17 protein-coding genes are annotated in these 20,791 nt (G+C 57.0%); 5 read left to right on the top strand and 12 right to left on the bottom strand.

Features of this window, described 5'->3' with window-relative positions; genetic code table 11:
* The 4 genes from PVT68_RS04870 (at position 1) to PVT68_RS04885 (ending at position 4,374) form a co-directional block, all read left to right on the top strand.
* Positions 1-912, top strand: coding sequence for a DUF4380 domain-containing protein (locus tag PVT68_RS04870; RefSeq protein WP_280321523.1), 912 nt, complete (start codon positions 1-3; stop codon positions 910-912).
* Positions 913-1,129: 217 nt separating this feature from the next.
* Positions 1,130-2,020, top strand: a complete 891-nt coding sequence (locus tag PVT68_RS04875; protein ID WP_280321524.1) for a DegV family protein — start codon at positions 1,130-1,132, stop codon at positions 2,018-2,020.
* A 191-nt stretch (positions 2,021-2,211) separates the two neighbouring features.
* Positions 2,212-3,012 carry a transporter gene (locus tag PVT68_RS04880; protein WP_280321526.1) on the top strand — a complete coding sequence of 267 codons (801 nt, stop codon included), beginning with the start codon at positions 2,212-2,214 and terminating at the stop codon, positions 3,010-3,012.
* A 63-nt stretch (positions 3,013-3,075) separates the two neighbouring features.
* Positions 3,076-4,374 (top strand): OmpP1/FadL family transporter, encoded by a 1,299-nt coding sequence (locus PVT68_RS04885; RefSeq protein WP_407666127.1) that lies wholly within the window; start codon positions 3,076-3,078, stop codon positions 4,372-4,374.
* Positions 4,375-4,464: 90 nt separating this feature from the next.
* On the opposite strand, the gene PVT68_RS04890 is transcribed toward PVT68_RS04885, so the two are convergent.
* The 5 genes from PVT68_RS04890 to PVT68_RS04910 form a co-directional block, all read right to left on the bottom strand.
* Complete coding sequence (locus PVT68_RS04890; RefSeq protein ID WP_280322469.1) at positions 4,465-5,889, bottom strand: phospholipase D family protein; 1,425 nt, start codon at positions 5,887-5,889, stop codon at positions 4,465-4,467.
* Positions 5,890-6,127: 238 nt separating this feature from the next.
* The gene (locus PVT68_RS04895) at positions 6,128-7,702 is read right to left on the bottom strand and encodes an AMP-binding protein (RefSeq protein ID WP_280321529.1); all 1,575 of its coding nucleotides are present in this window, start codon (positions 7,700-7,702) and stop codon (positions 6,128-6,130) included.
* 133 nt (positions 7,703-7,835) lie between these two features.
* Positions 7,836-8,669, bottom strand: coding sequence for an SDR family NAD(P)-dependent oxidoreductase (locus PVT68_RS04900; protein WP_280321531.1), 834 nt, complete (start codon positions 8,667-8,669; stop codon positions 7,836-7,838).
* A 19-nt stretch (positions 8,670-8,688) separates the two neighbouring features.
* Positions 8,689-9,705: an NAD-dependent epimerase/dehydratase family protein gene (locus PVT68_RS04905; protein ID WP_280321533.1), complete on the bottom strand. Its 1,017-nt coding sequence runs from the start codon at positions 9,703-9,705 to the stop codon at positions 8,689-8,691.
* Positions 9,706-9,730: 25 nt separating this feature from the next.
* Positions 9,731-10,264, bottom strand: coding sequence for a 2,4'-dihydroxyacetophenone dioxygenase family protein (locus PVT68_RS04910; protein ID WP_280321535.1), 534 nt, complete (start codon positions 10,262-10,264; stop codon positions 9,731-9,733).
* A gap of 192 nt (positions 10,265-10,456) precedes the next feature.
* On the opposite strand from PVT68_RS04910, the gene PVT68_RS04915 reads away from it, so the two are divergent.
* Complete coding sequence (locus PVT68_RS04915) at positions 10,457-11,458, top strand: helix-turn-helix transcriptional regulator (protein ID WP_280321537.1); 1,002 nt, start codon at positions 10,457-10,459, stop codon at positions 11,456-11,458.
* On the opposite strand, the gene PVT68_RS04920 is transcribed toward PVT68_RS04915, so the two are convergent.
* The 7 genes from PVT68_RS04920 to PVT68_RS04950 all read right to left on the bottom strand — a co-directional run bounded on the left by PVT68_RS04920 (position 11,453) and on the right by PVT68_RS04950 (position 20,731).
* Entirely contained in the window at positions 11,453-12,490 is a 1,038-nt protein-coding gene (locus PVT68_RS04920; protein WP_280321538.1) for a HupE/UreJ family protein, read from the bottom strand. The genes PVT68_RS04915 and PVT68_RS04920 overlap by 6 nt on opposite strands.
* The gene (locus PVT68_RS04925; protein ID WP_280321539.1) at positions 12,487-13,377 is read right to left on the bottom strand and encodes a peptidylprolyl isomerase; all 891 of its coding nucleotides are present in this window, start codon (positions 13,375-13,377) and stop codon (positions 12,487-12,489) included. Before PVT68_RS04925 ends, PVT68_RS04920 begins: the two co-directional genes overlap by 4 nt.
* On the bottom strand, positions 13,378-15,321 hold the full coding sequence (locus PVT68_RS04930; protein ID WP_280321540.1) for a DUF3604 domain-containing protein: 1,944 nt from the start codon (positions 15,319-15,321) through the stop codon (positions 13,378-13,380).
* Positions 15,322-15,461: 140 nt separating this feature from the next.
* Positions 15,462-15,968, bottom strand: coding sequence for a 2,4'-dihydroxyacetophenone dioxygenase family protein (locus tag PVT68_RS04935; protein WP_280321541.1), 507 nt, complete (start codon positions 15,966-15,968; stop codon positions 15,462-15,464).
* A 37-nt stretch (positions 15,969-16,005) separates the two neighbouring features.
* The gene (locus tag PVT68_RS04940) at positions 16,006-16,986 is read right to left on the bottom strand and encodes an NAD-dependent epimerase/dehydratase family protein (protein WP_280321542.1); all 981 of its coding nucleotides are present in this window, start codon (positions 16,984-16,986) and stop codon (positions 16,006-16,008) included.
* 16 nt (positions 16,987-17,002) lie between these two features.
* Complete coding sequence (locus tag PVT68_RS04945) at positions 17,003-18,064, bottom strand: zinc-binding dehydrogenase (RefSeq protein WP_280321543.1); 1,062 nt, start codon at positions 18,062-18,064, stop codon at positions 17,003-17,005.
* Between the two features lie 87 nt (positions 18,065-18,151).
* Positions 18,152-20,731 carry a TonB-dependent receptor gene (locus PVT68_RS04950; RefSeq protein ID WP_280321544.1) on the bottom strand — a complete coding sequence of 860 codons (2,580 nt, stop codon included), beginning with the start codon at positions 20,729-20,731 and terminating at the stop codon, positions 18,152-18,154.
* Positions 20,732-20,791: the final 60 nt, after the last annotated feature.

Genomic DNA, 20,791 nt, shown 5'->3' on the forward strand with positions numbered 1-20,791 from the left:
ATGTTGGCGCCACGAAAATCGTTCACTCTGATTTTTTCTGCACCGTGCCTTACCGCACTGCTGTTTTCAGCAACTGCGCTGGCGGAAGACCTGGTCCGTCTGGGCAAGGGGTCACTGAGTATTGCGCTGGATCCGAACTACGGCGGTCGCATTACCGAGTTGCGCCTCGGAGACAAAGACCTGTTGGAACTGCCGGAACCCGGCGGCAACAATTTCGGTTCGACTTTCTGGTTGAGCCCCCAGAGTCTGTGGAACTGGCCTCCGGTGGAAGCGCACGATTCCGCCCCCTACCGGATTTCCGAACAGGGAGAACACAGGGTTTCCCTCGCCGGCGAATACGCCGCCGGCGCGCGAGTGCATAAAACCGTCATCGTAAATGGCGCGAACAGCGCCAGAGTGCAGTACCGCATCGACGCGGAAAAGGACTTCCCCGAAATTGCCGCCTGGGAAATTACCCGGGTGCCCAACCGCGGACTGGCGTTTGCTCCGGTCACCACCGACACCGTAAAAACGGTACGCGGCCAGATGGCCTATCAGCTGGAGGATGACATCCTGTGGCTGCCGATGGCAGCCAACGCTCCACTGGTGGAAGGCAAGGTCATTGCCAACGGTACCGAAGGCTGGCTTGCCTACGCCGTTGACGGTTTGCTGTACCTGAAGGTCTACCCAAAGGTGGCCCCTGGAGAAATGGCTACCGGTGAAGGAGATATCGAACTGTATCTCAGCGGAGAAAAGCCTTATCTGGAGCTGGAGGTGCAAAGCGCCGCCCGCAACCTGCTGACAGGGGAAGTGCTTGACTGGACGGTGGACTGGCTGGTCCACCCCATTCCGGACGATATTGAGCTGCGCCCGGGGTCGGCGGCACTACTTGAATTCACTCGCCAACAGATCGAGTTGGCATCAAGACCCTGACCACCCAATAGTTGGCTACTCAATCGCACGCAGTGGAGCGACTGAGTAGTCAATCATTTACTCAAAGCCAGTCAAAACCAGCCCGCCCCGGAAACCCGACGGTCAGCATCAGTGCGGATTAACGCCGGTAATCACCTGTCCCAACGTGCAGCAAAGTGCTAAATTTGGCATCGAACTCTTCCGACATTGACTCGATCAACGAATAACGAGGAACCCTATGGTTCAGCTAGTCGTCGACTCCGGCTGCGATCTTCCGGATGAATTTCTGCGGAAATTCAATATCCCCGTATTGCCCCACAACGTGAACGTTGGCAAGGATTCCTTCGGCGACCAGCGCAATCCCGCGCAGATGAGTCACTTCTACTCACTGGCCCTGATGGACAGATCCCGCCAGGTCAATTCCGGCCCGGCCAGCGAAGAGGATATCGAGCAGATCCTCAGCAAGCTCGCCAGAAATGGGGCCTCGGATATAGTGGTACAGACCATTAACGCCGCCAACAGCCCAACCTTTGCCAATGTGAAAAACGTCGCCCACAAACTTGGCAGTGACGGGGTACAGATCCACCCGGTGGATTCCCACACACTGTTTTCCGGTCAGGGGTTACTCGCCCTCTATACCTTGTCACTGATACAGAAAGGGTTAACCGGCGCGCAGATCAAGTCCCGCACAGAAGAATTCGGGCGCAAAATTGTCGGCTATGCCGCTATCCAGGACGTCTATTACCTGCGTGAGCGCGGGCGCCAGAAAAATGAAAAAAGTGTGAGCTGGCTGAAAGCGTTTATGGCCAAGTCCCTGAGCCTGCACCCCATTGTTTCAATGACCTACCAGGGCTCAACCGTCGCTGATACCGTAAAGACCTACGAAGGCTGCACCCGACGCCTGTTCGAACTGGCGGAAGACAAAATGCGCTCGGGAGATCTGCTGATGCCGGCAGTGGTGGTGAGTATTGCGGGACCACTGCAAGACCTGGAGCGGACACCCGGCTTCAGTTCGCTGCTAAAAACTGCCGAACAACATAAAGTGAAGATTTATCGCTCCGTGATGAGTCTTTCCGGTGGTATCAACCTGGGTCCAGGTACCGTAGCCTTGGCAATCGCCGCCAGGTAACTCGCGGCCAACTCTCACAGAACTCCACCCAACTACCCGGACGACACCAGCAGGTGTCGCCGGGGTATTCTGCCAAGCCTGCATCCATTAACTTATCCCGCGTTGAGTATCGCGGCGCATTGGAACAATCACTATCAGGTACCGCTAGACTGAGGAAAGCAGTTTTTGACTTCCACTATCTGGTGAAAAAGATGTACCGAAATTTCGCCGCATTTATTGCCCTGTTTTTTGCGCTTTTCAGTTTCAACGCACTGGCAGATTCAGACCTCGCCAAACAGCTCAGCAACCCCGTCTCAAGCCTGATCAGCGTTCCCTTCCAGCACAACTGGGACAATCGCGTGGGCCCGGTAGAAGGCGGGCGCAAGTACACCCTGAATATCCAGCCGGTAATTCCCTTTTCCATCAGCGAAGACTGGAATCTGATCAGCCGGACCATTCTGCCAGTGATTAACCAGGAAGCTATTTTTCCCGGCAGCGGTGAGCAGACAGGCCTCAGCGATACGGTGCAGAGTGCATTTTTTTCTCCCAAAAAACCCACCGCAGGCGGTGTGATCTGGGGTGCTGGCCCGGTATTTTTATTGCCTACCGGGACAGAACCCCTGCTGGGAACGGAAAAATGGGGCGCCGGCCCCACTGGCGTCGTGCTGAAGCAAGCCGGCCCCTGGACCATAGGCACCCTTGCCAACCATATCTGGTCATTTGCTGGCAACGATAACCGCGCTGACGTAAACAGTACCTTTATTCAGCCATTCCTGGCCTACAACACCCCCAAATCCTGGACCTTTACCATTCAGACGGAATCCACCTACGACTGGGAAACGGAGCAGTGGAATGTACCGGTGCATTTCACGGTGGGAAAAGTGTTCAAGGTAGGTAAACAGACCTATCAGATAACGGCCGGCCCGCGCTACTACGCGGAAAGTCCCGACGGAGGCAGCCAGGACTGGGGCTTCAGGCTCGCCTGGGTGATGTTGTTCCCCAAATCACAATAGTCTGCAGTCGTATCAATTCCTGCTGAATTTTTCAGCCACCATCATTCCCAGAAGGACCGGGTTATGAAGTACCAGTGCGCCAAACGCCTACTCAACTTAAAAAAAATTCTGCCCTTATTCATCGCTGCGCTTTCAGCGCCAGCGGCACAGGCTGGCGGCATCATGTTGTGGCAAATTGGTACACCGACCCTCGGCACTGCCAGTGCCGGCTGGGCCGCGATGCCGGAAGATGCCGCTACCGCCTTCACCAACCCCGCAGGTACGGTATGGCGCGACAAGATGGAAGTGCGCGCGGCCGCCCAGATCCTCTATGGCGATGTGGAATTTACCGATGATGGCCTGAGTAATGTGCCCGGCAATGACGGCGGCAATCCGATCGGTTGGTTCCCTGGTATGGGCGGTTTCGCTGCGGGAAAAATCACCGACAATATCGGCTGGGGCTTTGCCATGGCCGGCAACTTCGGCCTCGGCCTCGACTATCACGACGACTGGCAGGGCCGTCGCTTTGTACAGAACGTGGATCTTCTGGGTATGAGCCTGATCCCGTCTCTCAGCTGGCAGGTAAACGACTGCCTGTCTGTCGGACTCGGACTAAACGCCATGGCCGCCTATTTCAGTTTCCAGTCTGCGCCGCGCGCGGGACTGGTGGACGAAGACGCTTATATGCGCTTCAAGGATCTGGAAAACGCCTACGGTGGTAACTTCGGCGTCATCTACCGCCCCGTCAGCGGAACCACTTTTGGTATTACCTATACCTCTAAGGTAGAGCTTGAATTCACCGACCTGCTGAAACTCCGCAATTTCGAACCACCACTTGAGGCGGTTGCTGACGAACTCAATGGCACGCGCACCGAAGTCGACATCAATGTCCCTGCCACCATCACTGCCAGCCTGCAACAGGCGCTGACCGACGCCACCACGCTGTACGTCAATCTGGCGTGGCAGGACTGGTCGGATTATGCTGGTGTAACTCTGGCCCTCGAAAGCCCGGTGCAGGCGTCGGTCAAGGTGGATCGCGGTTATCAGGATACCGGCGCTTTTGCCGTCGGTGTTCGCCACGAATTCAGCCAGGGCATGCTCGGCGGCTGGTATCTATCCACCGGGATAGCGCTGGAAAGCGGCATGACCAACGAATCCAATCTCACCGCAGATACCATCACCAACAAGTCCTGGACCTTCGGCTTGGGCGCCGGCAAGGAACTTTGTCCCGGCCTCACCCTGGATGTGGGTTACAACTACGGCTCCCTCGGCGATATCGACATCGATCAGCAAGGTCGCCCGCCGTTCAGCCCCAGACTCGAAGGCACCTATGAAGATAGCGCGCTGCATTTTCTCGGCAGCTCGGTACAATTCGAGTTCTGATTTTCCCGCAATCGCCGCTGTCGGCAATAAAAAGGCCCTCCACAATGGAGGGCCTTTTTATTGCCTTCGCAAAAGCACCCCGCAGGAAATTCAGATCTGGGATTCCACCGGTAGCCACGACAACAGCCAGCACAGCCAGCGCTGCCAGATCGTCGTTTCCGGATCCCGGGTTTCGAGCAGCACCCTCCCCTCATCGTCCCGCGCACGCCAGCGAATTTGTCCGTGCTCCGTCAATGACAGGTACCAGGCGGAATCCCCCGCAACCCAGTCGTCGAACAGCGCACTAAGCTCTCGATTAATAGCTTCACTTTCCATCAACAGGCCAATCTCGGTGTTTTGCAGTATCGAGCGGCTGTCGAGATTAATGGAACCCACGAAACCGAGGCCATCGTCTATCACAAAAGTCTTTGCGTGCAGTGTCGCGCTGGATTTTCCCTGAAACCAATGTTTGTGCCTTTTCTCACCGGGTGCCTTGCGCAGCTCCCAGATATCCACCCCCAGCTTCAACAATTGTTTGCGATAGCGTGCGTAGGCACCGTGCACAATGGCGACATCATTGCTGGAGAGGGAATTGGTGAGAATATCCACATTCACCCCAGCACCCTGCAGATTGCTGAACAGCTTGGTTCCCACCTTGCCCGGGATAAAATACGCAGCACTGATGCGCAGATTTGCGCGACTGTTGCGGATGATTTTTTCCAGCTTGTATCCGGGAAATGCCTCGACAGGAATACGCTCCCTGTGCAGCGCTTTTTCCGGGGGATCAGCAAACAGAGTACCCCACCCCCATTGGAACGGAATGGCACCGGCAATGATTTCTCCCGCCAGCCTGGATTCCCGCAGCGCTTCGGTAAATTCTGTCTTTGCCTCCTGCTCAAGAAAGCGCTTTATTTCGCCGCGCAGTTCATCCAGATTTCGATCATCCGCACTCTCCAGAGATAACTCGGTAACCGGCACCGACACCGGGTTATTCCAGTAATCATCAAAGATCTGTGCCGCTTGCGGTAATACCTGGCCCAGTGCCATCACATCCACATCGAGAAATTCCACATCCGCGCGCGAGAAATAGCCGTCGGCAATATTACGCCCACCAGTAATCAGCAACAGGCCGTCCGTCACGAACAGCTTGTTGTGCATGCGGTGGTTGATACGACCAAAGTTGAGCGCCTGCTCCAGGGTACGCCGGATACCGGATCTCCCGAGCACCGGATTGAATACCCGAATATCAATCAATGGGTGCTCGTCGAGGGTGAGGACCACCGGGTTGACTACCCGGGTACCGAGATCGTCCACCAGCAGGCGAATACGCACGCCGCGATCGGCCGCGTTGAGTAGCAGACTCAGCAGTATGCGCCCGACGGTGTCATCCTCGAAGATGTAGTACTGCAGATCGAGGGAAACGCTGGCCGCCTCGATCAGCGCCGCCCGCGCAGCAAAGGCGGAGAGGCCATCCTGTAGGAGGTAAAACCCGGAAGCCTCCGGCCGATGCTGAGCTAATGCCTTTTGAACCTCCATCGCCAAGGGTGAATCCGTGGCGGGAGGAAGACTGACAGATTGCTTTCGAGATTGTTCTGATGATTCTTGAGCAGCGGCCATCACTATTCCCCGAGCGCGCCAGGGTGATCCGACACCACCGGCGGCTTGCCGGATAATCCGGCGTCAATCGAATTCAGGAGGATGACTAAGAGACTAGTAGATCGCCAATAAAAAACGCAGCACTGGGCTGCGTTTTTTATCGACTCAACAAGCGAAATCAGGCGCTTTCAACCCTGAGCTCCCTGCGCAGGATTTTACCCACGGTGGACTTGGGCAATTCTTTTTGAATAACAATTTGCTTGGGTACCTTGTACGCGGTCAGCTGGGAACGACAGTAGTCGATAAGCTCGGCCTCTTCCACATCACCATCCACCACCAGGTGCGCGCGGACGGCTTCACCAGTCTGCTCACTGGGCACACCAATCACAGCGGCTTCAACCACCCGAGGGTGACGGCACAGCACATCTTCTACTTCATTCGGGTACACATTGAAGCCGGATACGATGATCATATCTTTCAGGCGGTCAACGATACGGATATTGCCATTGTCCTGAATCAGGCCCACATCACCGGTGCGGAAAAAGCCCTTTTGCAGCACTTTGTCCGTCTCTTCGGGGCGGTTCCAGTAGCCCAGCATCACCTGCGGGCCGCGAACAACCAGCTCACCGCTTTCCCCTTGCGGCAGCGCATTTCCATCCGCATCCCAGACCTGAACCTCGGTGTCTTTCAATACCGTACCCACAGTGCCGATTTCTTGTTTGCCGAACTCGTTCAGGCAGATCACCGGCGAGGTTTCCGACAGGCCAAAACCCTCGGTTACAGGACAACCGGTCACCTTGTGCCAGAGTTCTGCCGCACTGGTGGTCAGCGCGGTACCACCAGAGAACGTCATTTTCAGCCCGCTGAAATCCAGTTTCTGGAATTCCGGGTGTCGGCACAGACCCACAAACAGGGTATTGATTCCGGCCAGGCCGGTGAATTTGAACGGAGACACGGTTTTCACGAAGCCGTCGATATCCCGCGGATTCGGAATCAGGATATTCATGCTGCCCAGACCAAACAGGGCAAGCATGTTCACGGTAAATGCGTAGATGTGGTAGAGCGGCAGCGGGCACACAAAGATTTCTTCGCCCTCATTGCCGCGCTGGGTAATGCGCTCCAGCATCTGATCCGAATTGGCCAGCAGATTGGCGTGACTCAGGCAGGCACCCTTGGCTACCCCTGTGGTACCACCGGTGTATTGCAGCACCGCGATATCTTCACGAACCGCCGTATTTGCCCGCAGTTCGCCACAGGCCGCGCCGCGCTCAATCGCAGACATGAAGCTATGGTAACCCTCAGGGGCCGTTACCGCCTTGCCCAGCAGATCCGCAGGACCGGTCACCAGGACGTGTTCGATCTCGGTGGACTCTTTGATCTCTTCAAATTTGCCCAGGAAGTCCGCGAGAATTACCAGCGCCTTGGCGCCGGAGTCGGAAAACTGGTGCTGCATTTCCCGCGGTGTATACAGCGGGTTGGTATTGACCACCACCAGTCCGGCGCGGAGCGCAGCATAGGCGGCAATCGGGAACTGAGTGATGTTAGGCAGCTGGATGGCGATGCGGTCACCGGCCTCGAGACCACATTCGTGCTGAAGCCACTGGGCGAGATGACGGGATTTCTCTTCAATGTCGCCAAACGTCAGCGTCTGCCCCAGGCAGTGATAAGCGGGCTTATCATGAAACTTATCCAGGCAGCCGCCGATATACTCAGCAAGGTTAGCGGAACCCTGGCTCAACTCGCATACATTCATTCTCAGCTCTCCATCAGCACTCAGGCGATTATTGTTTTTACTATTTAGTTAAAACCTGCGCCAAGAAGCGCAGCGGGGCCCATCCTATTACTCTGACAAGCCTGTCATCAAGTCCATTTGTGACAACAAAACGTTAGGCTTGAGCCCGGTCACCAAATATCTTCAGTGCCTTGGCCACTTTTGTGTCCACAATCCAACGGAACAACCCGGTGTGACTGCGGACAAGATAGCGAGTCAGTTTTGCCTTGAACCCCGGGGTGATCATAAAGGTGCGCTTGCGCAGTCCATCCAGAATTCCCTGTACAGCGACGTCAACCGGCAACACCCCAGCAAATTCGTTCAAGAACTCGGTGACCTTGCTGCCTACACGACGCTCTTCTTCCAGCATCGGCGTCTGGATTTCGCCCGGGCACACCACGGATACGTCAATACCTTTCGGTTTCAGTTCGGTGCGCAGCACTTCCGCCAGGCCAACCACGCCAAATTTCGACGTGGCGTAAGCACCGTGTGTGTAACTGCCGCACATACCTGCCAGTGAAGCGATCAGGGCCAGGTGGCCGCCGCTGCGCATGTGTTTCAGCACACCCGCAGCAAAGTTGCGACTTCCATACAGGTTGACACGCAGGCTCTGGTCAAACATCTCGTACGGCATTTCGGTAAATACCGCCGTGCGCAGGATACCCGCACAGTTGATCGCGAACTCCGGTGCCCCCAGGGTCGAGGCGGCTTCGTCCATAGCCTGCTCAACGGCCTTGTGATCGGTAATGTCCACCAGGTAGCGCTCGACTCGCGCGTCGCCTTTGCATAACCCACGCAGCTCATGCAGCAGCGCATCTTCGACTCTCAGGTCAAAAATCGCCACGGAAGCGCCATCAGCCAGCAGTGCGCGGGTCAGGTTCAGACCGATACCACTGCCACCACCAGATACGAACGCCACCTTGGGTGCACCGTGTTTCCAATTGCTCATAGCTTCTCTAACACTCTGTTTATGCGGTCGCCGCTGCGGTGGCGGACGACTGAAAATGTGATTGCAGCTCGTTCATAGCCTGGTCGAAAGTGACTACTGGCTCGTACCCCAGCAGGCGACGGGCTTTTTCATTTGAAAATTCATTGGGACCGCCCATCAGGCGGAAGGACTGCCGGGTAATCATCGGTCGCTGTTCCTGCCGCAGCAGGTGGCCGATAAATTCCAGCACCGGGGCCAGACCTCGGGCGAGGAAGTTGGGAACAGATTTCGGTGCCGGGGTGCCGGCAAGGCTTGCCAGACGCTGCAGGTATTGCTGCCAGGTAACCCCGTAGCCATCGGAAGCGACAAAAATCTCACCGTCAGCGTCGGAGCGCGCAGCCGCGATCAGCATGGCCACCAGATTTTTCACGTGGACCAGACCGGCATCCCAGTCGCCCTTACCCAATAGGCAGGGCTGACCGCTACGCAACAGCTCCAGCATGGTGTTTACCCAAGGGCCACTGCCTACACCAAACACGTTACCCGGGCGCACAATGGTCGCTTTGAGGCCGCCGTGTTTAACCGCTTCCAGAGTGACCCGCTCCTGCTCCTGCTTGCAGAATTCATACGGGGAGCAAGGTTTCCCAACCGGGCTTTCTTCGTTCAGCTTGCCTTTCGCCAACGCGCTGGCATAGGCGCAGACACTGGTGGTAACAATAAAATGGGATCCCCAGCGCTGGGCAAGTTCAATGGCCTGCTCGGTACCGTGTACGGTGATATCCACGTGGGACTGAAGTGCACCCCAGTCGCCGACCACCGCGGCCAGATGGAAGATCGCATCCACCGGACCGATTTCGTCCGCAAGACCTGTAAGGGTACGCACGTCACCGATGACGCTGCGCAGTTGATCACCCCAAGCCGCCCACTCTTCTGGCACCCGCTCGCCGGGCATCATCAGGGCAACGACCCGTACGTTTTCCGTCAGCAGCTGATGTACCAGATGGCGACCGATAAAGCCGCCAGCGCCGGTAACAAACGCCGTGTTCAAAGTGCTCATTGCGACCTCGTCTGATATATGCGGCTTATTCGCCAACAACAATCATGTGTTCGCAAGTCTTGCCTTCCGCTTCGCACAGAGCGCGGTACACGGTCATCACCATTTTTGCGTCCAGCACACTGGTAACGTTGCCGTCATCGTCGATGTTGACGTTGCTGCCGAACACCGCAAACCAGACTTCCGCATCTTCTGTGGCGTCGTCGGAAACGGTTAGCGTGTGTACTGAATGGGCAGGCTCGAACAGGTAGGAGCCGGCCTTGTTGACCTTGTCCGGGTACTCTTTGTAGAACCATTCGCCCGCAGTGGTCACGGCGAATACTGGGCCGGTGTGGTAGTGGGTATCAACACAGAAGCCGGGTTTGAATTTGTTTTTGATCACCCAAAGGTTCTGGTTCAGATCTACGTGCAGTACCTGAAGCAGGGAACCATCGGGAAGCGGAACCCACGGCAGGTCCTCTTCCTGAATCAGAATCGCCTCACGGGCGTGATCGCGGGATACAACGCCGCCGGTTTGCATCGCGGCCAGCATTTCCAGAATCGGGGTCTTTGTTTCACTCATCGCCATTCTCCAGTCATTGAGCAGTAGTTGAGTTGGTATTTTTTATTGTGCTTCCCCCTGCCCTCGTAACCTGTTCGCAGGCGCGAAGGAATCTGCCCAGTCTAGGGAAGATGACGCAGACCCAACTTGACTTTTTACGAACCAAATTTGACTATTTACGAATCTTCAATTTAGACAATAGTCGAACTTGCCATGTTTCTGATCCGCAGTGGTGCCATCGAAGGCTATGAACTCCTGGTCACCCAGTATGGCCAGAATCCCGCCGTGCTGTTGCAAAAATTTGGCTTTAGCAGTGCTCAACTGCGGGACCCCAATACCTATGTCTCCTACTCGCGTCTAGCCGACCTGCTGGATGCCACCGCCCTGGCCTGCGGTGACCCACTATTCTGCCTGAATCTGGCCGCGGACCAGAGCGTACTGGCGCTGGGAGAAATCGCACTCTCCATTCGTCAGCAGCAGACCCTGGCCGACGCCCTCACTTACTCCAACCAGCACATCAGCCTCCACGCTTACGGTGTGCATGTTCAACAGAATCCCCGCGGGGATACACTCGAATTGCAACTGACCTTCGATTTCTCGAATCCCAGCGGGCTCACCCAATTGATGCAACTGAGCGCCGGACAGGCGTTCAATCTGGTATCGCAGATGGTGCTCAACACCGGCAGCGCCCTGAAACTGCACCTGCCACAATCAGCTCCAGCGACGGGTGCCGACACCCCCACGTCCTACAGAGACAACGTTCTCTACAGCAGTAACTTTGCCGGTATCAGTTTTCCGCTCAGTTGGCTGCCGCGAAAGCCGCAATACGACGAGCAGCTACTGCGGGAGCATTTCCAGCAGCGTATCCGGCTGCTGCAGTCCATCTACCCGGGCAATCTGCAGGCCCAGGTCTGCCATATCATCGGCAACCTGCTGCCGAGCGGGGAGTGCAATATCGAGCGCGTGGCTGCGGCGCTGAATTTGCACCCGCGGGTATTACAGAAAAAACTGCAGCAGGACGATCTCAGTTTTCGCGAACTGCTGCAGCAGACCCGCACGGAAGTTGCCAAACGCAACCTGCAACACGGCCAGCTCAGCGTGACCGACTTGGCGCTCAACCTCGGCTACGCCGATGTGGCCATTTTCAGCCGCAATTTCAAACGCTGGACGGGCATGTCCCCGAGTGAGTGGAGAAAAATCGGCAAAACCTCATGAAACCAGCACGACGGTGCGATCGATCAGCCACCAACTCGCGGTTCCGCCGATCGCGTAAACCACCAACATGGTCGCTGTCGCGCCGATGCCCCCCACGCGGGCTTCTGCCAGGTTGCTGCTTTCCAGAACCTTGCGCACCAGCACCACCAGTGACGCCACCGCGGCGATAAACAGCAACTGCCCGGCTTCCACCCCCAGATTAAATGCCAGTAGCGAACCCGCAATGGCCGACTGTGACACACCGATATCCGCCAGCGCACCGGCAAACCCGAGGCCGTGCAACAGACCAAATCCCAACGCCACCAGCCACGGCCGCCGGATCGCCAAGGTCAAATTCCCGCGCCGTATCATTAGGATTTCACTCGCCACAAACACGATGCTTAGTGCAATTACCGCTTCTACCGGTGCCTGGGGCACGGAGATCAGGCCGAGCACCGAGAGCGCCAGAGTAACGCTGTGTGCCAGGGTAAACGCGGAGATAGTAACCGCCAGCGAACGCCAGCCACTCACCAGCAACAGCAGTACCAGCACAAACAGCAGGTGATCGATGCCGAGGAGAATATGCTCAACTCCGAGAACAAAGTAGGTCTTCAGCCAGCCGTCGGCACTGGGTTCGGCAGTAAAGGTATAGCGCGGGTTTTCCGCCACCAGGCGCCCCACCAGCTCGGTGCCATCCAGCCACTCAACACGCATCAGCGCATCGGTCATGGTCTGTTCCAGCCCCTTGACCACCACGGTGGTACCGGACAATCCGGTCGGGCTGCGGATGCGCCAGCTCTCGGTGTACATACCATTGGCCAGCCGGCCCACGGCACTGTCGAGCTCAGACACCGGGCCCTCAAAACCGACATCCAGCGACAGTTTCATCTGGCCGCGGGCCGGCACCCGCCACACCACGTTGAACTCCCCCGCGCGGTCCTCGGTGATTTGCAGATAGGCGGGGCGCAATTCGTGGGCGAAGGCATGACTGCCCCAAAAACTCCCGGTGAAAAGAATGAGCAAGGAAAAAGCACGGATCATCTTCGCCGTCATCGCCCGACAACCTCTCGCGCCGACGCGGAATCATCGCGCGGATCGCCGACGCTCCCCTCCATACGCACCCGATAATGTTCACGCAGAAGTTGATACTGGCGTTCGAGCATGTCGCTGTGCCGTTCCGCCTGCCAGTCGCGGAGTACCTGCGACCTGACGCTGGCAAAGGCCGCATTCGCTGCCCGCTGGTAGGCATCGATAAACACCAGATGCTCGCCGTATTCCGAGCGGATGGGACCAACCCACTTCCCTTGAGGCTGCGGCTCTAGTTGTTCCGCAAACCCTTCCCCCAACTGTTTATCCACCTCCTCCGCGGACGCTTGGGCAAATTGTCGTGGCAGAAGGTGGCTGTCACCCTCTCCGTCAGTAACGGCACCCGACGACAATGTCGCAAGTAATTTACGAGCATCCTCTGCCGGCGCTGCACGGTGATCACTGCCGAACAGGATCTGACGGAAACTGACACGTGCCGGAACCCGGTAGCGTGCGTGGTTGTCATGAAAAAACTGGACCAGTACCTCTGGCGCCGGTTCTACTCCATCCACCAGATCCCGCGCGAAGAATTCCATTTTCAGCCGCAGACGCCGGCGGATTACCGTATCGTCCGCTTCCAGCCCCAGCTTCAATGCTTCGCGGTAGAGCACTTCTTCGCGCACATAATTGTCCACCAGCTTCTGCATTTCCTCGCGATTCGGCGGGCGCTGCCAGTTACGCTCGAACACCGAGGCCAGGTGTTCGACACCACTGGGGGTAATCACGATGTCTTCTGCACTGCCGCCTTCTGTATTGAACAAACTGTCGATCGCAAACAGCAGGCCGCCAATCAGCGCAAAGTGCAGCAGGGGATCCCGCAGCAGCGGGACTTTTTTCAAACTCTTAATTGCCACTTATTCGCCACCAACCGATGCGTCAGTGAAATACCTGGACTCTGGCGTGTACCAGATGGGTGAACTCCAGGCACGCTCCTGGATCGATACGGGCAGGTCCTCGCGGGGTTTGCGCCCCAGGACCTTGGCGTCGTAGGTAGACCAGCGCGGGGTCGGAATTTCCAGCACGCGCACGTAGTAGAAGGCGTATTGATCCGGTTTGAAGCTGTCGTCCCGCCATACCGCCGTTAGCTGGCTGTCACCGATATCGTTGGTGTAGGTGGCGGTTTCCGGATCGACGGTATTGCCTACCGGCGGCACCTTGCCATCGTCACCCAAGGTGCGGCCGTCCGACAGGGCGACATCGAAGATCTCTTCATGCTGTTCGCCGTTCGCCACCCAACCCTTCACTACCTGGATCCGATCCAGGTTGGCGCCAGCACTGTCTTTCATCGCGCTGATCAGGAATACCGGTACCTTGCCTCCTTCAGACGCCGGCAGGTCGCCGCCCATGGGCACCCCGTCACGGTAGGCCTGTGCGACCCAGTCGCTGTTCCCGGGGCTGTTTTCGTTGAAATTCCAGCCGCCAAAGAAGCGCAGTTTCATACGGGTGCCGGAGGTTGCGTAGGTTTCCTTGCGCATCAGCGCCGCGTAAATGGCTTCGCGGGTATTTTCCGGCGCCCACACCGCAGCGAGGCCTCCGGAGCTGAATTCGCGCACGCGGCGGTTGTTGACTTCGTCTCCAGGCAGCGGGCCGTCGAGGCGTTTCTGCGCAGTGGCTTCGAAGCCGAACTTGCCGGTGTGATTATCTTCCTCCACCGAGGCAGCTGCGTTGTGGGTATCCGAATCGCCAATCAGACCGAATTTATACGGATTGGAACGACCAGCATCCGCCATCGACAAACCGTCGAGATACGCCTGACGGGCATAGCCGCCCTTCTTGTTTTCCGGCACCGCCGCAACGCTCGCAGCCAAGAGGTAATCCCACAATTCGAAATCGGCGAATTCGTCATTCGGCGACAGCGACGGATGGGTTTCAGAGGATCCCTTGATCTGGCTCACCTCGTATAGCGGTTCGTTAGCAATGCGCGCCTCGATATACTCTGCCGACAGCGGTTCGCCGTCAGCGGTGGCGGTCGGGAACATCAATCCATCACTGGCGTTACCATTGTGGGAAATCGCCAGCACTGTTGCACCATTGGCGCGGGCGCGGTCCATGTATTTCCACAGATCCTGTGGATCTTCCGATTCATTGGTGCTGAAGGGCAACTCGGGTACGCCAACTGAGGTCTCGAATACTACCACTCGGTGCAAATTGCGCATCGCCGGAGTGGAAGTCCATTCGAACGCGGGGAAGGTAGTGAACTTTCCCGGTTCATAATATTCGTCAGCGGTGCGTATCACTTCCTGCCAGATCGGCTTCATGATTGCCGGGTCCGCCAGCGCTGGGTCCTCCATGCCCGGAGTCATGGTATCCAGAACACGCGCGTAAGCATCGAACGCAACTTTTTTGTCCTTGGAGAGAATTTCTTTGGCGATGGGTAATTTGCTGGCCGGGTTTTCCGGGTCCTGCATTTTTTTGAAAACACCGAGGTATTCCGAGTGGTCTGAAACCGCGTAAAAATCCAGTGGGCGCTTGATCTGCATTGCGCCTGCAGCCGCCGCGGCGGGAATCGCCTCGCCTTTCGCCCAGCGATAGGCATCGGCCGGTGTGGTATTGGCACCGTTGGTCAGGGCGTCAAAAGAATAGCTGGTGTGAACGTGAAAATTCCCGAAGTAGACATTTTCTGCGAAGCGCGCATCGCCCGCGGCCTCGCTGGAGCCGGGCGAAATTTCACTGCTCTCGATTGACGCTGTTTGCTCGACAACCTCTGCTGCTGTTGATTGCTGCTTATCGTTCGCCACCTGCTCACCACAACCTACAAGGCCGAGGGCCAATAGGCAGGCTCCAGAAATATGTCGCATCCGTATTCTCTCGTTAGTTAGTAGTTATTACTGGATAAATTTATTATGCGAGTCGCCGCGGATAGAAAAATGCGACCGCTTCTTGGCAGAAACCGGTCGCAAATATTGACGACGCGAAAATAACTCTTGCGACTAGCGCATCACTCGTCCGAGTAACCTGCACCGGAAGCCGGCTTTATATAGCGCGGGATGATGCCCTGGGTCTTGGCGGCTTCGCGGATCATCATTTCAATCCAGCCCGCATCCATCACATTCATGAACTCGTCGTTTTCATGAAAGTTGATGTTCGCCCCGGTCACCATCATGAAGGTGTCGGTTACTTCTGTATTACTCTCCGGCACGTGCAGCTGATGGATGGAACCACCCGGTTCGTACAGGTAGCTACCAGCGGTCTGCGGCTGGTCCGGATACTCAATGTAGTGCCAGCTGCCGGTCATGGTGTACAGGTGCACGGCACCGGTATGAAAATGTTTGGGCAGGGTCACGCCCGGTTCAAACAGCACACGTAAAACCCACACACCATTTTCGGGATCCAGAAAGCAGGGATAGACGTGCACACCCGGCAATACATTCTTGATCAGGGGCAACTTGCTGGTGTCCAGGGTCAGCAGGGAATCCTGCGGGTGAATCGGCATTGGAAGTACCATGTTATTTTCCTCTCACTGTCTTTCTGCGTAATTGTTATCAAGATTGTGTGTAAGCCTGACGAATTTCCTGCATGGCTTCATCAAGGGTTACGGTGGGTTGGTAACCGAGAATCTGCTGTGCCTTGGATGCATCGAAAATACTCTCGACGCCCGTGAGCCGATACGCGAGACGGGTTACCGGTGGCGCCTTTTTGAGGCGCAACAGATTACCGAAAAACTCCAGTACCGGCGCTAGCGCGCACGCCACAACATTGGGAATACTTTTTGGCGCCGGCAGGGCAAGCGTCTGCGACAGCGCATTGAGGTACTGCTTCCAGGTCACCCCGTGACCGTCAGAGATCACAAAAATTTCTCCACTTTCGATGTCCCCATTGGCACCTGCGAGTGTCAGGGCATTGATCAGGTTGTGCACATGAACAAGTCCTGCATCCCAGTCGCCACTGCCCATCAGGGACGGCTTTTTCTCGGCGAGAAATTCGCGGAAGCGGTTCACCCACACACTGCCCACGCCGTACACATTGGCCGGGCGGATAATCACCGCGCGCAATCCCTGTTCGCGCACCGCTTGCAGGGTCACGTCTTCCTGCAACTGCTTCGCATATTCATAACTGGAAGCCGGCGCACCGCGCGGGGTGGACTCGCTCAATCTGCCGGTACCCATGGCACTGGCGAACGCCGCAATACTGGTGGTCACCACAAATCGGGCGTTCCACTTGAGCGCCAGCAGAATCGCCTGCTCGGTACCATGCACCGTGATATCCACGTGCTCTTGGCGCGACCCCCAGTCACTCACCACCGCCGCCAGATGGAAAATGGTATCTACCTGACCAATTTCTTCACTGACGACATCCAGTTTGCGCACATCTCCGGTGACAGTATGCACACGCCCGGCCCATGCTTGCGGAACAGGCTCACCGGGCAGCACCAGCGCGGTGACATTGCAGCCCTGCGCAAGCAATTGGGCGACCAGATGGCGGCCGATAAAGCCGCCGGCGCCGGTAACAAAAACATTTTTCATAGCGGATTACCTCGGGTTATTCCGCGTGTTCCAATTCGCCGAAGCGCCAAGGCTCGACAATCACCTTGATATGGGAATTGGGCTGCATCAGGGTCTTGAAGGCCGCGGGTACGCCGTCGATACCGACGGTGCCGGTCCACAGTGCTTTCCAGTTCACCTGTCCTTTGGCGATGCGGTCGAGACACTCAGCAAATTCTTCCGGGGTGTAGTAGTAGGTGAAGCGGATATCCATTTCCTTTACCAGGGCAAAGGCAAAGTTCACCGGGGTTTCCGTGGTGTGAACACCGGTCACTACAAGACGGGCCTTTGCCGGTGCGCGCTGGATGAAACTGGTCAAAAGGGTGTGAATACCGACGCATTCAAAAATCACCACACGGTTTTCACCGGCGAGTGTCGCGGCCTTCGCCACCTCATCTTCCCGGGTTGGATCGACGGCTTCGGTTGCACCGAATTCCAGTGCCATGGCGCGGCTCGACGGCTGCGGATCGGAGGCGACGATATTCCGCACACCGCGCAGGCGCAGCGCCGCGATCACCGCCAGTCCGATGGGGCCGCAGCCCGCTACCAGTGCCACCTCGTTCTCGCCGATGTCTGAGCGATTGACCGAATGCAGGCCTACTGCCAGCGGTTCCGTGATCGCCGCTGCCTGAGGAGAAACACCTTCCGGAAGCGGCAGCATCAATGCTTCGTCCAGCAGGAAATATTCCGAGTAAGCGCCATTGACACCCGGGGTCACGCCGATACCGGCGCCGTTCTGGGACATCAGGATCGGCACACTGGTCACCCGGGTTCCCACGGGCAATGCACCTTTGGTGTCAGAGCCATAAGCCACCACTTCGGCACTGTACTCGTGCCCTAACATGATGTCAGGGTCCACTGCGAGATCCGCCGGCATCAGTCCCATTTTTTTATACAGGCCGAACACTTCGCCTGAGTGACGGGTGAGATGCAGGTCGGAACCGCAAATACCGCAGGCGAGGGATTTCACTAATACCTGGCCCGGTCCCGGCTGCGGGATAGCGACGGATTCCAGTTCGATGCTGCCATTGCGTAGCACTACCGATTGCATGGTTTGCATAGATTGTTCTCGCTCTATTTTTATCGTTGATGATGAAGCGATTTGCCGCGGCAACAATGCGGGCAGGCACCGTTACCGCGGGAGTGATTAATTACCCAGGGTGTAGGCGAACTTAACCGTCCACGAGCGGCCAGCCAGCGGCATATAGTTGTAAGCACCGGCAAACAGCGGCACGTCGTTGATATAGTTGAAGTGATCCCGGTCGGTCAGGTTTTTACCGGTCAGGGCGAGCTGCCAGCTTCCGTCCGTCGGCATAAAGATCAAGCCCGCATTCAGGAACGCTTTACCTTGCTCCAGGCTGATGGGATCCAGATCATCAGAGCGGTAGGTGTCACTGTAGTAGTTGACCGCCAGATTGGATTTCAACTCGTACTCGCCCAGAGCGAGGTAATGACTGGCTGCGAGGGACGCAGTGGTTTCCGGGGCATTGGCCGCGGGGCGACCGGAGAGATCGTTGGTGCCGGCCGCCGCACACAGCGCATTGTTGTAACCCAGCGCCGCGCCCAACTGGCCGGCGATATCCCCAGCCGCACCCGCCGCCTGGAACAATGCCTCGCGCTCACCCAGAAACTGCGGACTGGTACACGCCTGGTTGGGGAACTTGTCGTAAGCAAAATCCAGCAGGCCAAGCGCGCCGGACAAGGTCAGGTTATCAGTGACCAGCCAGCGGCCATCGATTTCGATCCCCTGGGAAGTGGCCTCCGCCGCGTTCTGTACTTCAAAGGTGGTATTGCCACTGAAGATCGCCGCCTGCAAATCTTCGAAGCGGGTCTGGAAGGCCGCCACATTCAATTCTGCTGCGCCACCCAGCAGAGTTGACTTCAGACCAATTTCAAACGAGGTGGCTTTTTCCTCTTCAAAACTCACGTCCTCGGAGAAAGCACCATTGCCGCGGGTCGGGCTGCGCATATAGAAGGAGTTGAAACCGCCGGCTTTGAAGCCAGTGGATACCGTAGCGTAGGTCATGACACTGTCGTTAAGGTCATACTGCAGGTTCACAGACCAGGTGGGGCTGTTTTCCTTGCGGGTCATACCCGGGTCATCGGGTGTGAAAGTGTGGCTGGTGAACTCCCCTACTCCGGTAGCGACCGCATTTACCCAGGCCACCTCGGAAGGTGTGGTATTGCGCTCGGCAAAGTCGACCGCATAGGTCGCCTTGGAAGCAGACTTTTCTTCGCTGGTGAAACGCAGGCCGAGGGTGGTGCGGAAACTGTCGGTAATATTCCAGGTACCCTGAGCGAAGGCGCCCAGCGTGTCGGTCTGCTGGTCCAGGCGCGCATAGCGGCCCACACCGTCGGGAACACCATCAAACGCAGCGGCAGTACCGCAGGCATTCACCAGCCCCGCTGGACCGCCGAGACCAATTACACCCACACCGGTCGCCACGGCATCACCACCAACATAAATGGAAGCCAGGTCGCCACCCATCGCGCCCACGCCGGCGGCGCAGCCGCCGTACAGTACCTGCTGCAATACCGGAATGTTGAACAGCGACAGGCCATCTACCGTCATGTCCTGCTTCTGCCAGTAAAGCCCGGTCATATATTCAAAGCTATCGCCGACACTCGCGTTGAAGCGCACTTCCAGACTGCTCTGGGAGAAGTCTTCGGTATCATCAAATCGCAGCCCGTCCAGCGGGGAATAGTCTGCGTCCAGATAGCGTTCGTAATCGTAAGCGGAGTGACCGGCAACAATATTCAATGTTCCGGATTCAAACTCCGTTTCACTCATGACAGTGAACTCGTTATGACTACCGGTCATTTGCTGCGTGGAGCCGAAGTCCAGCACGGGGTTCGTGTTGCCCATACTGGTGACGTCGGTGCCCTCGATTGCGCCCAGCGCCGCCAGCGGACCAGCCTCTCTCGTGGCATGGGGGAAGGCGCCCATGTCAAAGTCCGCACTTTCCGCAATCGCGGTAATCACCGTGCGATCGGAAACATCCCACTCCAGTGTCGCACGTCCCATCATCTCGTCGCTGCGGGGATCGTCGGTACCGTAAAACTCGTTGTGTACCCAGCCCTTGTCCATCTCTCGGGAGAGTATTACCAGCCGGCCGCGCACGCCATCGGCCAGTTCGCCAGACACCATACCCTCCAGCTCGGTCTGTTCGAACTCCGGGGTATAACCGGCACTCAGTTTTGCGGTGAATTCTTCGGTAGGGCGCGCACTGGTTATATTCAATGCACCAGCCACGGTGTTTTTCCCGAACAGAATACTTTGCGGCCCGCGCAGTACTTCCACACGCTCCACGTCTACAAACGAGAAGCGCGACTGCGCCGCTCGGCCACGGTAAATACCGTTGACGAAGGTACCCACGGATTGCTCGAACCCGGCCTGTTCACCGGACTGCATACCGCGGATATTGATCTTGTCGGAAATGGAACTCTTGGTAACCGACATGTTGGGAATGTACGCGGAGAAATCCTCGAAACGCTCAATACCCGCTTCCTGAATGGACTCTCCGGTCATAGCGGATACCGACAGTGGCACATCCTGTAGGGACTGCTCCCGCTTCTGCGCCGTTACCGTCACGTTTTCGAGAACACGACCATTATTATCCCGTTCGTCACTTTCGGCGGTGGTTTGCGCCAGTGCGGGCATATGGATCAGGGTAAAAATCAGACTGCTGAGAATCGTACGTTTTGTACTGAGATGTGACTGAATCATCGCTAGGCGTCCTCGTTTAGCGTTATTTTTATAGGTTCGGGTCTCGCCGGTCTGATGCCG

It is taken from the genome of Microbulbifer bruguierae (assembly GCF_029869925.1).
GTDB classification, from domain to species: domain Bacteria; phylum Pseudomonadota; class Gammaproteobacteria; order Pseudomonadales; family Cellvibrionaceae; genus Microbulbifer; species Microbulbifer bruguierae.